The sequence below is a fragment of the Cognatishimia activa genome, from assembly GCF_017798205.1.
In the GTDB taxonomy this organism is placed as follows: domain Bacteria; phylum Pseudomonadota; class Alphaproteobacteria; order Rhodobacterales; family Rhodobacteraceae; genus Cognatishimia; species Cognatishimia activa_A.
Map to the genome: position 1 here is coordinate 1,985,750 of NZ_CP060010.1, position 11,366 is coordinate 1,997,115.

The following is an 11,366-nucleotide window of genomic DNA, read 5'->3' on the forward strand; positions in this document are numbered from 1 at the left end:
TGGAGGAGTTAATCCAATGTCTATTTTCACGAAAACCCTCGCAGGTGCAGCAGCCCTTGCGACCTTTGCAGTCACTGCTCAAGCCGATGAGCTGAAGCTGGCGCATTTCTCGTCGCCAAAATACCATCTGCACAATGAAATGTTCCTGCCTCTTGCGGACAAAATTGCTGCGGCAACAAACGGCGAGACCACTATCCGCGTCTATCCTGGCGGTGAATTGGGTGCAGGCCCGGTCAAGCAATACGACCGCGTGATCGACGGCGTTGCGGACATTGTATATGGCCTCCCAGGCTACACGGCGTCTCAGTTCAAACAGTCTCTGATGGTTGAACTTCCAGGTATGGTCGTGGGCTACGACACGCCGCCCCAAGCGATCTGGGACAATATCGACATGCTCGACAAAGAATTCCGTCGCACAAAGTTGCTGGGTCTTTGGAACGCGCAAGAAGCCGTTCTTTTGACTGCAGAAAAGCCAATCCGGGCCCTGTCTGATCTGGAAGGCCTGAAAATTCGGGTTCCGTCTAAAAATACGGGTCGTGTGATCGAGGCTTGGGGCGCGACACCAGTGTCTATGCCGATCACTCAGGTTTATACCTCTATGGAAACCGGTGTTATCGACGGCGTTCTTGTAGACCCTTCCGTTCTGCACAGCTTCAAGCTGGGTGAAGTGACCAAATATGTCACCAAGGGCATGAATGCGACCAACTCTCTGTTCATGCTGGTTATGAACCGTGACAGCTGGAACGATCTGGATGCGGAAACGCAGGCGAAACTGGATGGTATGACAGGCGCTGAAATGTCCGAAGGTGGCCGCGTGACCATGGACAACGCGGCAACCAAAGCCTTGACCGATTGGGCTGCCGAAGGTGGTGAAGTGATCGAACTGTCCGCCGAAGCCGCTGCCGAATTCAACGCAGCCTCTGACGTTCTGGCAGGTGAAGTTACTGCTGAACTCGAAGGTGACGGCGTGAATGCGGTCGCTTGGTCCGCAGCTCTGAAGAAGTAAGAGATATGTCGGCTTCCGAACAACTCGGCGCTCAAGGGGGAACCCTTGAGCGTGTTTTCCGCTTCGCGGCCCTGCTTGGCGGTATCGTGCTCTTTGCGATCATGATCCTTGTCTCGGTGGCCGTCTTCTTTCGCTATGTTCTCAACCAGCCGATCCTGGGTAACCAAGAGCTGGTCGAGATCGGAATGGCCGTCGTTGTGATGCTGGCGATGCCCTACACCTCGCTCAAGGGCCAACACATTCGCGTGGACATCTTTGACGATATGCTCGGCGATGTGGGCCGTTTCTTTTGTGATCTCGTGTCGCGCAGTATTGGCGTTTTTGTTCTGTATCTGTTGGTGCAAAAAGCCTGGGACAAAGCTTTGGACGCCTATGAGTACGAAGACGTCACCAATATGATCGAGATCCCGGTCTGGATTGCCTATGGCGCGATCACGGCAGGCATGGGCCTTTTTGCCTGTGTCTTGGTCCTTAAGATCATTTCCCAAATTCGCCATGGAGTGCGTGGATATGAGTGAGACTTTAATCGGCGTCCTCGGCATCGCAGCGCTATTTGTCGGGCTGCTGATCCGCCTTCCGGTCGGCATGGCACTTTTGGCCATCGGAATGGGAGGGATTTGGGTCATGGACGGCTCGCGTGCCGCGATCGCGACCATGTCGTCAGAGACCTATTCTTCGGTCACTTCTTATGGCCTGTCGGTCATTCCATTGTTTGTTTTGATGGGCAATGTGGCTGGGGCTGCGGGCTATTCGCAGCGCCTTTATGAGGCCGCACACGCTTGGGTCGGACGCTTCCGCGGCGGGCTCGCGTCCTCGACCGTCATGGGCTGTGCAGCCTTTGCGGCGGTCAGCGGGTCGTCCGTTGCGACGGCTGTGACCATCGGCAAGGTGGCTCTGCCAGAAATGAAGCGGTTCAATTATTCTGACGGTCTGGCAACTGGCTCTGTGGCCGCGGGTGGTACGTTGGGGATCCTGATCCCGCCGTCTACGGGCTTTGTGCTTTATGCAATCCTGACGGAAGAAAGCATCGGCAAGCTGTTCATTGCGGGCATTGTCCCGGGTCTACTGTTGTCGGCGCTTTTTGTTCTGGTGATCATCGGCATCACGCTCTTTAAGCCAGAGGAAGGCCCCGCTGGTCCGATCACCTCCATGGCGGAAAAACTTGGTGCCTCGGTGAGCGCGCTGCCTTTGATCTCGGTGATCCTGGTGTCCATTGGCGGTATCTATCTTGGTGTCTTTACACCAGTAGAAGCTGCAGGCGTGGGGGCCTTCATGGTGACTGTGCTGGCCTTGGTCACGGGCAAGCTGAAATTCGGGCACTTCCCCGACATTCTGATCGAGACCGTGACGATGACGGCGATGCTCTATCTGATCATCATCGGGGCGCATGTCTTTGGCCCGTTCTTGGCGCTGACCCATATTCCTGAAACGCTGGCCAATGGGCTTGAGTCTTTGGGTCTGGGCAAATACGGCACGCTGCTGCTGATCCTGATCGCCTATATCATTCTGGGCATGTTCTTTGATGGCCTGGCGATGCTGGTTGTGACGCTTCCGGTGGTCTTCCCGATCATCACTGGTCTGGGTTTTGACCCGATCTGGTTTGGCGTTATCGCGGTGATCGTGATCGAGATGGGTCTCATCACACCGCCTGTTGGCATCAACGTCTTTGTGGTGAAAGGCGTCGCCGCAGACGTTCCGATGTCGACAATCTTCCGCGGGGTTTTCCCGTTCTGGTTGGCAATGGCTGCTTGCTTGCTGCTGTTGGTGCTCTTCCCTCAGATTGCTCTCTTCCTTCCCGAGCAAATGAAATAGACCCAACGGCATTGTGTCGTCGCCAACGTTAAAGGGCCGCTCTGCAAAGAGCGGCCCTTTTTGCGTCTGGATTTATGAACTCGAGACTGGCCTAAGAGGTTCGTCGTTCAGGAAGTTCAGAAGGTTCGCCATTCCTGGCGACAGGGTGATGACATCCGCGACGGTTGTTGGATCCAACGTCTGAAAAAACGCTTCTTGCGCGTTTTGGAGCGCCACGGACAGCCCACAAGACGGAGACAAGCGGCACGTGCCCCCATCCGCACCAAGACATTCCACCATGGGCTTGTCTTCTTCGAGCTTGCGCAACAGGGCCCCAAGGCTGATCTGGGAGGGCTCTTTGGACAGGCGCAAACCGCCGCCACGCCCGCGCAAGGATTCGGCATAGCCCTCGGACACCAACCAGCCGGTGACCTTAGCCATGTGATTGTATTTGGCGTCATGGATCTCGGCGATCTGACGTGTGGACATCAATCGATCCGGGGACGCGGCGAGGTGAACGATCACCCGAAGCGCGTAATCTGAGAACTTTGAAAGCTGCATGTGCCAAACCTAGGTCAAATTAACCCGCATTCCAAGTGCAAATTTAAATTGACATTAAAAATACCAATTATATGAAGTAGTCCTGCTCACACTTATGAAAGAGGGGGCCATGCAAGCCACTATTTTACTAATCACGCTGCTGGTGATGATGGGGACTTTAGCCATTATTTTGCGTGCTGTTCTCGCCGTCGATGGGCCAGCGCCATCGCCAAATGTTAACTCAACTCGCGTCAAATTCCTTTGGGGTATGGTCATTGTGGGGGTGGTTATTTCCATCTCTTCCTTACGTGAATGGCCACATACTGCGCCGGGCACAGACGCGATGGTCGTCAATATCACTTCGGGCCAATGGTGGTGGGACACCGACACCACTGAAATCCCACTGGGCCAACAGGTCGAGTTCCGCGTCACATCCGAGGACGTGAACCACGGCCTTGGCATCTACAACGACGAAATGCGCCTATTGGTGCAGGTTCAAGCGATGCCGAACTACACCAACTCGATTGTCTATACGTTCGATGAGCCGGGCACCTATCAGATCCTTTGCATGGAGTTCTGCGGTATCGCGCACCACGACATGACCTATGAATTCGAAGTACTGGAGGCCAGCTCATGAGCGATGCAGTGATGGAATCTGTAGCACATCCGGAAAGCGAAGGGATCATCAAGCTGACCATGCTTTTGGGCGGTGTTGTGTTCCTTTTGATGATGATTTTTGGCCTGATCATGCGCGCGGCGCAGGGCGATCTGATCTATCTGGATCCGACGATCTTTTACCAACTCCTGACGGCCCATGGGGCTGGTATGGTCGGATCGGCGGCCCTCTCGGGCGCTGCGATCCTGTGGTATTTCACATCCCGCCACGTGCCCCTGCGCACTGGCATCTATATCGCCTTTCTGGGCCTGTTCCTTTTGGGCGTTGTACTGATCCTCGGGTCGATCTTTATCGGCGGATATGGCGGCGCCTGGACCTTCCTTTACCCGCTGCCCGCCCTATCTGGCGGCGCATGGGAAGCAGGTGCGGCCGTGGCCTTTATCCTAGGCTATCTCTTTATCGGCGTGGGATTCCTGCTTTACTACCTTGAGCTCGGCATCCAGATCATCACCCGCTACGGCGGCCTTTTGCGCGGCCTTGGCTGGACCTACCTCTTTGGCGGCTCGGATGAGGACGTGCCTCCTCCGACCGTCATCGCGGCATCGTCTGTTCTGGTGTTCAACACTATCGGGATCGTCTTTGGCGCGGCGGTGATTGCGGCGAGCATCATCAACCTCTTGTTCCCGGGCTTTGAGGTCGATCCGCTGATTGCAAAGAACGCAATCTATTTCTTTGGTCACGTCTTTATTAACGCCACCATCTATATGGCTGTCACAGCGGTTTACGAGCTGCTGCCCGACTACACAGGCCGCAAATGGAAGACCACACGCCTGTTCGTTGGCGCATGGTTCGCGGTCGTTGTCTTTGTGCAGGCGGTTTATTTCCACCACACGCTGCAAGACGTGAATATGCCGGCCTGGACGATGGCTGTGGGTCAGATCATCTCTTATTCCTCCGGTGTGCCATTGATGGGCGTCACGGTCTTCTCGCTGGCGGTCTATATCAAAGGATCCGGCCTGAAATGGGACCTGCCGATCGCGCTCTTGGTGCTGGGCACCGTGGGCTGGGGCATCGGTGTTATTCCAGCGATCATCGACGGCATGGTGGCGGTCAATAAGATCCTCCACAACACCATGTGGGTGCCGGGCCACTTCCACACCTATCTGTTGCTGGGTGAGGTCGCGATGGCTTTTGGCTTTGCCGCTTGGCTGGTCAAAGACAAGACCAAAGAGGCGATGTCTGGTCTCGATAAGCTGTTGCTGCGCGCCTACATCGGCGGCGGCGCGGGCTTTGTGCTGATGTTCCTGTGGTCTGGTGCCGCCTCGATCCCACGTCGCTGGGCCGTCCACTATGAGGACTGGCAGTTGCAAAGCCAGCTCGCGAGCCTCTTTGCGCTGGTCGTGGTTCTGGCAACCCTCGGGCTGGTGATCAGCTATGCCCGCGGCCTGTTGCGGCGCAACTGATGCGGAGCGTCCTATATATTCTCGGTGCAGCCCTTCTGGGCTGCGCCTCGCTCTGGCAAGCGACCGATGGGTTGCGCGCTTTCACGGCCGAAGGCGCGCGGCGTGTGTCTGTTGCGCGAGACCCTCGCCCTGTGCCTGCGGTGCCCGTGCAAACCATGCAAGGCGACTGGGTCACCATCGCTGAAAACAGTCCGGCCCTTGTCGAATTTATCTACACCACCTGTCCGACACTCTGTCAGATCTCGGGCGGAGACTTTGCCGAACTGCGCGACCAACTGGTCGGCGCGGGTTTGGATATCCCGATGTATTCCCTGAGCTTCGATCCTGAAAATGACGATCTTGAGGCTCTGTTAAACTACGCAGATCTGCATTCCGCGACCGGAGACCCCTGGACCGCAGCGCGTCCGCGCGAAGAGGACCTGAAGGGGTTGCTGCGGACCTTTGATGTCACCGTTATCCCTGACAATTGGGGTGGCTATGAGCACAATGTTGCGGTTCTTTATATCAACGCCGACGGCAAGTTTGCGGGCGCCTTTGACACCCGCGCCTTTGACCAAATCCAAGCCGCAGTCGAAAGCGGCGCGTCATGATGCGCTGGGGGCTATCTGGGGCCGCCTTTGCCTTAGCCTGCGGCGCGCAGCTTTGGGTCGCGGCGGATCCAGTCATTCACATGCTGGTACAAATCCCTTTGCTTGCAATCTGCGGCTGGCTCTTGCCACTGGCACGATGGGAGCTGCCAAAAGAGACCGTCGGAGCCGTGCTGATCCTTGCGTTGGTTGTTGGCGCGATTTGGATGTTGCCCCGCTCGCTCGATGCAGCCCTGATCACATGGCAAGGCCACATCGCGAAATTCGCGACCATCCCGCTTTTGTTTGGGCTGCCCCTCGCACTGGTCTGGCGGCATCTTGGGCCGATCCTTAAGGGCTTCCTAAAGTGCCAATCGGTGTCGATGCTTCTGTTTTTGGGGTTCCTCTATACCCACGCGCCGGTGCGCCTCTGTAATTCCTATCTTGTCGACGATCAGGTTCGCCTCGGACATGGCTTCGCGCTTGCTGCGCTCGCCCTTGTGATCCTTTGGCTCATCCCAGTCTTCGCAAGCCCGTCACACCGCGAAACGAAAGGTAAGTTTCATGAGTTTTCTCACATCCGTCACTAATTTCGCCAATACGGCCGTCGCAAAGCGAGACCATCTGGCGAGCGACCCCTTGGGCTTTTTTGTCCTCGCCATGATGGCCGGAGCCTATGTGGGCCTGGGCATCCTGTTGATCTTTTCAGTCGGGCAGGGCGTTGATCCTGGAATCCGGCCTGTCGTCATGGGCGCAAGTTTTGGCATCGCGCTGATCCTCGTGATCTTTGCAGGATCCGAGCTTTATACCGGCCACACGATGTATATGACGATGGGGCTGATGACGGGCCGCACCGGCGTGTCTGACCTCTTGCGCTGCTGGCTGACATCTTGGGGCGGTAACCTCGTTGGGGCTGCGTTCCTTGCGATCCTCTTTGTTTATGGCGGCGGAGGCATCGTGCTGGGCGCTGAAGACAGCCTGTTGCACAAGGTGGCGGCCAAAAAGATGAATGGCGACGGGATGCATCTGTTCCTGAACGGCATCCTCTGCAACTGGCTGGTGTGCCTTGCCATCTGGACGGGATCTCGCGTGCAAAACGAGATGGCGCGGATCGCGATCATCTGGTTCTGCCTCTATGCCTTCATCGCGGCGGGCTTTGAGCATTCGGTGGCGAATATGACCGTCTTTTCTGTCTCGCTCTTGTCAGAGCATTCCGACAAAATCTCGCTCATGGGGGCTTTGCGCAATCTGGCCTATGTGTCGGCAGGCAATGCCGTGGCAGGTGCTGGGATCATGGGGCTAGGCTATTGGGTCGCCGCAGGACGACCCAAAGGCGAAGCCGCTTAAGTCAAATTGCTTGCGCCCGTTCATCGCGAGGCGCAAGCAACCGAGACCCTGCCGCGAGAAGCAGGAAGAACTTCGCAATCTCTGCGACAACAAAGATCAGGTGCAGGTGGCTTTCATCTGGGGTGCCGCCGGAAACCATCAGATCTGACCTCGCCTGCAGGGCAGGCTGCCAGATCCCTTGCTGAACCGCCAAAAGCACAAGCGCCACGAACAGGGTCCAGCACGGCCGCTGTCGCGCAAAAATAAGGGTCAAAACCAAGCCCGCTGCAATTGCGATCTCGGCAATCCCCAACCAGGCGAACTGCGCGCGTCCGACCTGCAACAGCTCGACAGTTGTGAGGCTTTGCACCTGAAACTTGGCAGGGGCCGCGATGATATTGCCACCCAGAGAAACCCCAGCCCACAAAAGCGTCAGGGTGGGTGCGAGGGTCGAGGAACGGAGCATTCTAAAGCCTTTCTTTTGTGTGAAATCCTCCTATGCGATAAAATAAGTATTGTAAATACTAATTATGAAGCGTAAAGCGGAAGGGTAACAGCAAAGGAGTGATTCATGCTTCGTTTTCCACTTATCGCCGCCGCTGCTCTGGCGGTTGGAACCATGGCGCAGGCAGAGGGCGACGCGGCCCTTGGTGAGAAGGTGTTTAAGAAATGCGCGGCCTGCCACAGCGCTGATCCAGAAAAGCGCAAGCCCGGTCCGCATTTGCAAGCGATCTCTGGTCGTGCGGCGGGGGTGGTTGAAGGATTCCGCTATTCGTCAGCCATGGCCGACTCGGGTCTCGTTTGGGACGACGAGACGCTTCGCGCGTTTCTTGCAAACCCAAAGGGCGTGGTCAAACGCACCAAAATGTCCTTCCCGGGTCTGAAGAAAGATGAGGACTTGGACAACATCGTCGCCTATCTGAAGGGGCTCTAAATTGGGCATTCAAAAATTCCCCATCACCGAAGAACAAATCGACACTTTGGTCGCGGAATTTTATGCGCGCGTGCGCAGGGATCCGGACATTGGGCCGGTCTTCCTGCGCGCCATCGGCACAGACGGTGAAATCTGGCGCCATCACGAGGCGAAAATTGCGTCTTTTTGGCGCAATGCAATGGGGATAGATCGCAGCTTCTCGGGTAATCCCATGCTTAAGCATCTGGCCAACAACGATATTTTGCCAGAGCAGTTTCCGATCTGGCTTGGCATCTTTGAACAGACCGCGCACGACGTTTTACCTGAGTCAACAGCTCTAAGCATTGTCGCCCTTGCAAACCGCATTGGCGCAAGCCTGCAATTCGGCCTGATGCAATTCAGAAAACCTCAGGACGGCCCGCCTTCTTTAACTCCGGCGGTGTAACCCAGGGTCTTATTCAAAAATACAATGGTGGTGTCATGGAACTGACCGAACATCTTAGAAAACCGGCACGTCACATAGACGAGCCGTCTGGCATCGTCGTGTTGCGCTGGCTTGAGGCTGGCTGGGCCGATTTTCGAGCGCATTTTGCGCGCTCGATACTGACTGGGTTGATGCTTGCCGCGATCGGCTGGGGCGTCGCTTTGGGGCTTGGTGCGATCGGGCAGGGGTGGATGATCCTGCCGGTGATTGCGGGGGCGATGATGCTTGGGCCGATGGCAACCGTGGGCCTTTTCCGTGTCAGTCGCCGCCGCGCGGGGCTTGGGGGCGGAGGCATCGCGGCGCCAGGTCAGATCTTTCTAGTCAGCGTCGTGATGATGGTGCTGGCCTTGGCCTGGATCCGGTCAGCCACTTTGCTCTTTGCCGTCTTCTTCGGCCTGCGTCCCTTTGCTGGCTTTGCTGAGACCCTCATGACCATGTTCACAACGCCCGCAGGCATCGGCCTGTTCCTCGTCGGATCTGCCGTCGGGGGCCTATTCGCAGCGCTGGGCTTCGCCGTCGCCGCCTTTTCCTTTCCGATGCTGGTACACCGCGACATCGACGGTTTCTCGGCAATGGCGCTCAGCTTTAACGCCTCGACCCAAAATTTCCGCCTCTCCGTGATGTGGGGCGCGACGGTGACCGTCTTGATCGGCATCAGCCTCGCCACCGGCCTCATCGCTTTGATCCCGATCTTCCCGCTCTTGGGCTATGCCACCTGGCACGCCTATGCAGACCTCTTTGAAAGCTGATCTCATGACTGACTTCCCTCAGACCCTGACCAAATATTCTGAATCCCCTGAGTTCACTCAAGACACGATCCCCGAGGCCCTGCGCCGTGATCACAACACCAAAACAGGCGTTTGGGGCAAGATCGTCGTGGCCGAAGGAGAGCTTCTGTACATGCGTGAGGACCTGCCTGCGCTGGTCGTCACCGCGACCAAGCCTGCCACGATTTACCCGGCAGAGCCGCATTCCGTGGCACCACGCGGCAACGTGCGATTCAAAGTTGAATTCTATCGCGACGACGCGGACGGGAGCCTGCTATGACACGGATCGTCGAACAATATTTCCTGCTGGCTGCAACCTTCATCATCCTGGCGCTGGGCGTCTCGATCTTGGGGTTTGGCCGTGAGGGTGCCTATATTTTCCACGGCTGGCTGATTGCTCTGGCCGCGGGCTGGGCGCTGATGTGGCAGTTGAACAAAGTCACGGATCCCGAGCCAGAGATCCCCTTGGAATACAAAGATGACGTCATCAAATGGGGCGTTCTGGCCTGTTTCGCATGGGGCGTGATTGGCTTCACGGTCGGCGATATCCTTGCTTGGCAACTGGCCATTCCAAGCCTGAATGGCGATATGTCCTGGTCCAACTTTGGCCGCATCCGCCCGATCCACACCACCGCGGTGATCTTTGGCTTTGGCGGCAACGCGCTGATTGCGACGTCCTTCTATGTGGTGCAACGTACCTCACGCGCGCGGCTCGCCAGTGAGACCCTGCCGTGGCTGGTCTTTGGTGGCTATAACCTCTTTGTTCTACTGGCGGTGACCGGTTATCCCTTTGGCATCAACCAATCCAAAGAATACGCCGAACCCGAATGGTATGCGGACCTCGTGCTGCTCTTTGCCTGGGTGGCTTACCTCTACCTCTACATGAAGACTCTGGCCCGCCGTGCAGAGCCGCATATCTATGTGGCGAACTGGTATTACCTCGGCTTCATCGTGGTGATTGCGATGCTGCATGTGGTCAATAACCTCGCCGTGCCAGTGTCTATCGATGTGCCGAAATCCTATCCGCTTTTTGCGGGCGTTCAGGACGCCATGACCCAATGGTGGTATGGTCACAACGCGGTTGGTTTCCTTCTGACTGCAGGCTTCTTGGGCATGATGTATTACTTCTTGCCCAAGGCCGCGGGGCGTCCGATCTATAGTTATCGCATGTCCATTCTGGGCTTCTGGGGGATCACCTTCCTTTACCTTTGGGCGGGCTCTCACCACCTGCATTACACGGCCCTGCCTGATTGGGTGCAGTATCTGGGCATGACCATGTCGATCATCCTTCTGGTGCCAAGCTGGGGGTCTGTGTTCAACGGTCTGCTGACGCTGAATGGGGCCTGGGACAAGGTGCGCACCGACCCGGCGATCCGCTTCATGATGGTGGCCATGCTGTTTTACGGGCTTGCGACCTTTGAGGGCTCTTTCCTCGCGATCCGCCCTGTGAACACACTCAGCCACTATACAGACTGGACCGTCGGCCACGTGCATGCGGGCGCGCTGGGCTGGGTGGCTTTCATCACCTTCGGCGCCATGTACAAGATGGTGCCCTGGATCTGGAAACGCGACGGCGTCTACTCCCTGCGCCTAGAGGCCTGGCACTTCTGGCTCGCTCTGGGCGGCACGCTGATCTACGTCGCGGCGATGTGGAACAGCGGCATCACGCAATCGCTGATGTGGCAAACCTATGAGCCATTCGGCGCCTTCACCTATGCCTTTATCGACACTGTCGAGGCGATGATCCCTTACTATTGGATGCGCGCAATTGGCGGCTTCCTCTATCTCTTTGGTGCGCTCATCGGCTCTTACAATATCTACATGACCGTGCGCGGTGCCCATCTGCCTGACGAAGGCGCGGACGCCAAACCACTGGCCGTTGCAGCGGAGTAAC

At 56.9% G+C, this 11,366-nt stretch carries 15 protein-coding genes; 13 read left to right on the forward strand and 2 right to left on the reverse strand.

The features are described from left to right. Window positions 1-16 precede the first annotated feature (16 nt). From HZ995_RS09715 to HZ995_RS09725, 3 genes are read left to right on the forward strand one after another with little or no spacing between them, the layout of a single operon-like run. On the forward strand, window positions 17-1,006 hold the full coding sequence (locus HZ995_RS09715) for a TRAP transporter substrate-binding protein (RefSeq protein WP_209355469.1): 990 nt from the start codon (window positions 17-19) through the stop codon (window positions 1,004-1,006). A 5-nt stretch (window positions 1,007-1,011) separates the two neighbouring features. Then, the gene (locus HZ995_RS09720) at window positions 1,012-1,524 is read left to right on the forward strand and encodes a TRAP transporter small permease (RefSeq protein ID WP_209355470.1); all 513 of its coding nucleotides are present in this window, start codon (window positions 1,012-1,014) and stop codon (window positions 1,522-1,524) included. After that, complete coding sequence (locus tag HZ995_RS09725; RefSeq protein WP_209355471.1) at window positions 1,517-2,818, forward strand: TRAP transporter large permease; 1,302 nt, start codon at window positions 1,517-1,519, stop codon at window positions 2,816-2,818. The genes HZ995_RS09720 and HZ995_RS09725 overlap by 8 nt, the downstream gene beginning before the upstream one ends. A 72-nt stretch (window positions 2,819-2,890) precedes the next feature. On the opposite strand, the gene HZ995_RS09730 is transcribed toward HZ995_RS09725, so the two are convergent. Continuing rightward, window positions 2,891-3,358 carry an RrF2 family transcriptional regulator gene (locus HZ995_RS09730; RefSeq protein ID WP_209355472.1) on the reverse strand — a complete coding sequence of 156 codons (468 nt, stop codon included), beginning with the start codon at window positions 3,356-3,358 and terminating at the stop codon, window positions 2,891-2,893. A 109-nt stretch (window positions 3,359-3,467) separates the two neighbouring features. Between HZ995_RS09730 and HZ995_RS09735 the strand changes: the two genes are divergently transcribed. From HZ995_RS09735 to HZ995_RS09755, 5 genes are read left to right on the forward strand one after another with little or no spacing between them, the layout of a single operon-like run. Further along, on the forward strand, window positions 3,468-3,974 hold the full coding sequence (locus HZ995_RS09735) for a cytochrome C oxidase subunit I (protein ID WP_209355473.1): 507 nt from the start codon (window positions 3,468-3,470) through the stop codon (window positions 3,972-3,974). After that, entirely contained in the window at window positions 3,971-5,416 is a 1,446-nt protein-coding gene (locus HZ995_RS09740) for a cbb3-type cytochrome c oxidase subunit I (protein WP_245168638.1), read from the forward strand. The genes HZ995_RS09735 and HZ995_RS09740 overlap by 4 nt, the downstream gene beginning before the upstream one ends. Further along, entirely contained in the window at window positions 5,416-6,006 is a 591-nt protein-coding gene (locus HZ995_RS09745) for an SCO family protein (protein WP_209355474.1), read from the forward strand. Before HZ995_RS09740 ends, HZ995_RS09745 begins: the two co-directional genes overlap by 1 nt. Then, window positions 6,003-6,572: a hypothetical protein gene (locus tag HZ995_RS09750; RefSeq protein WP_209355475.1), complete on the forward strand. Its 570-nt coding sequence runs from the start codon at window positions 6,003-6,005 to the stop codon at window positions 6,570-6,572. Before HZ995_RS09745 ends, HZ995_RS09750 begins: the two co-directional genes overlap by 4 nt. Next, window positions 6,547-7,329 (forward strand): formate/nitrite transporter family protein, encoded by a 783-nt coding sequence (locus tag HZ995_RS09755; RefSeq protein WP_209355476.1) that lies wholly within the window; start codon window positions 6,547-6,549, stop codon window positions 7,327-7,329. The genes HZ995_RS09750 and HZ995_RS09755 overlap by 26 nt, the downstream gene beginning before the upstream one ends. Window position 7,330: 1 nt before the next feature. Here the strand turns inward: HZ995_RS09755 and HZ995_RS09760 are convergent, their stop codons facing one another. Continuing rightward, window positions 7,331-7,774: a hypothetical protein gene (locus tag HZ995_RS09760; RefSeq protein ID WP_209355477.1), complete on the reverse strand. Its 444-nt coding sequence runs from the start codon at window positions 7,772-7,774 to the stop codon at window positions 7,331-7,333. A gap of 105 nt (window positions 7,775-7,879) precedes the next feature. Between HZ995_RS09760 and HZ995_RS09765 the strand changes: the two genes are divergently transcribed. From HZ995_RS09765 to ccoN, 5 genes are read left to right on the forward strand one after another with little or no spacing between them, the layout of a single operon-like run. Beyond that, entirely contained in the window at window positions 7,880-8,242 is a 363-nt protein-coding gene (locus tag HZ995_RS09765; protein ID WP_209355478.1) for a c-type cytochrome, read from the forward strand. A gap of 1 nt (window position 8,243) precedes the next feature. Continuing rightward, entirely contained in the window at window positions 8,244-8,666 is a 423-nt protein-coding gene (locus HZ995_RS09770) for a group III truncated hemoglobin (RefSeq protein WP_209355479.1), read from the forward strand. A gap of 35 nt (window positions 8,667-8,701) precedes the next feature. Further along, entirely contained in the window at window positions 8,702-9,454 is a 753-nt protein-coding gene (locus HZ995_RS09775) for a DUF2189 domain-containing protein (protein WP_209355480.1), read from the forward strand. A gap of 4 nt (window positions 9,455-9,458) precedes the next feature. Further along, on the forward strand, window positions 9,459-9,752 hold the full coding sequence (locus HZ995_RS09780) for a DUF1971 domain-containing protein (RefSeq protein WP_209355481.1): 294 nt from the start codon (window positions 9,459-9,461) through the stop codon (window positions 9,750-9,752). Next, the gene (gene ccoN / locus HZ995_RS09785) at window positions 9,749-11,365 is read left to right on the forward strand and encodes a cytochrome-c oxidase, cbb3-type subunit I (RefSeq protein ID WP_209355482.1); all 1,617 of its coding nucleotides are present in this window, start codon (window positions 9,749-9,751) and stop codon (window positions 11,363-11,365) included. Before HZ995_RS09780 ends, ccoN begins: the two co-directional genes overlap by 4 nt. Window position 11,366: the final 1 nt, after the last annotated feature.

What these genes read in the sequence shown, in the direction of transcription:
- HZ995_RS09715 (WP_209355469.1), top strand. Translation starts at nt 17, where the DNA reads ATGTCTATTTTCACGAAAACCCTCGCAGGTGCAGCAGCCCTTGCGACC.
- ccoN (WP_209355482.1), top strand. Translation starts at nt 9,749, where the DNA reads ATGACACGGATCGTCGAACAATATTTCCTGCTGGCTGCAACCTTCATC.
- HZ995_RS09765 (WP_209355478.1), top strand. Translation starts at nt 7,880, where the DNA reads ATGCTTCGTTTTCCACTTATCGCCGCCGCTGCTCTGGCGGTTGGAACC.
- HZ995_RS09735 (WP_209355473.1), top strand. Translation starts at nt 3,468, where the DNA reads ATGCAAGCCACTATTTTACTAATCACGCTGCTGGTGATGATGGGGACT.
- HZ995_RS09720 (WP_209355470.1), top strand. Translation starts at nt 1,012, where the DNA reads ATGTCGGCTTCCGAACAACTCGGCGCTCAAGGGGGAACCCTTGAGCGT.
- HZ995_RS09745 (WP_209355474.1), top strand. Translation starts at nt 5,416, where the DNA reads ATGCGGAGCGTCCTATATATTCTCGGTGCAGCCCTTCTGGGCTGCGCC.
- HZ995_RS09725 (WP_209355471.1), top strand. Translation starts at nt 1,517, where the DNA reads ATGAGTGAGACTTTAATCGGCGTCCTCGGCATCGCAGCGCTATTTGTC.
- HZ995_RS09750 (WP_209355475.1), top strand. Translation starts at nt 6,003, where the DNA reads ATGATGCGCTGGGGGCTATCTGGGGCCGCCTTTGCCTTAGCCTGCGGC.
- HZ995_RS09775 (WP_209355480.1), top strand. Translation starts at nt 8,702, where the DNA reads ATGGAACTGACCGAACATCTTAGAAAACCGGCACGTCACATAGACGAG.
- HZ995_RS09755 (WP_209355476.1), top strand. Translation starts at nt 6,547, where the DNA reads ATGAGTTTTCTCACATCCGTCACTAATTTCGCCAATACGGCCGTCGCA.
- HZ995_RS09780 (WP_209355481.1), top strand. Translation starts at nt 9,459, where the DNA reads ATGACTGACTTCCCTCAGACCCTGACCAAATATTCTGAATCCCCTGAG.
- HZ995_RS09760 (WP_209355477.1), bottom strand. Translation starts at nt 7,774, where the DNA reads ATGCTCCGTTCCTCGACCCTCGCACCCACCCTGACGCTTTTGTGGGCT.
- HZ995_RS09740 (WP_245168638.1), top strand. Translation starts at nt 3,971, where the DNA reads ATGAGCGATGCAGTGATGGAATCTGTAGCACATCCGGAAAGCGAAGGG.
- HZ995_RS09730 (WP_209355472.1), bottom strand. Translation starts at nt 3,358, where the DNA reads ATGCAGCTTTCAAAGTTCTCAGATTACGCGCTTCGGGTGATCGTTCAC.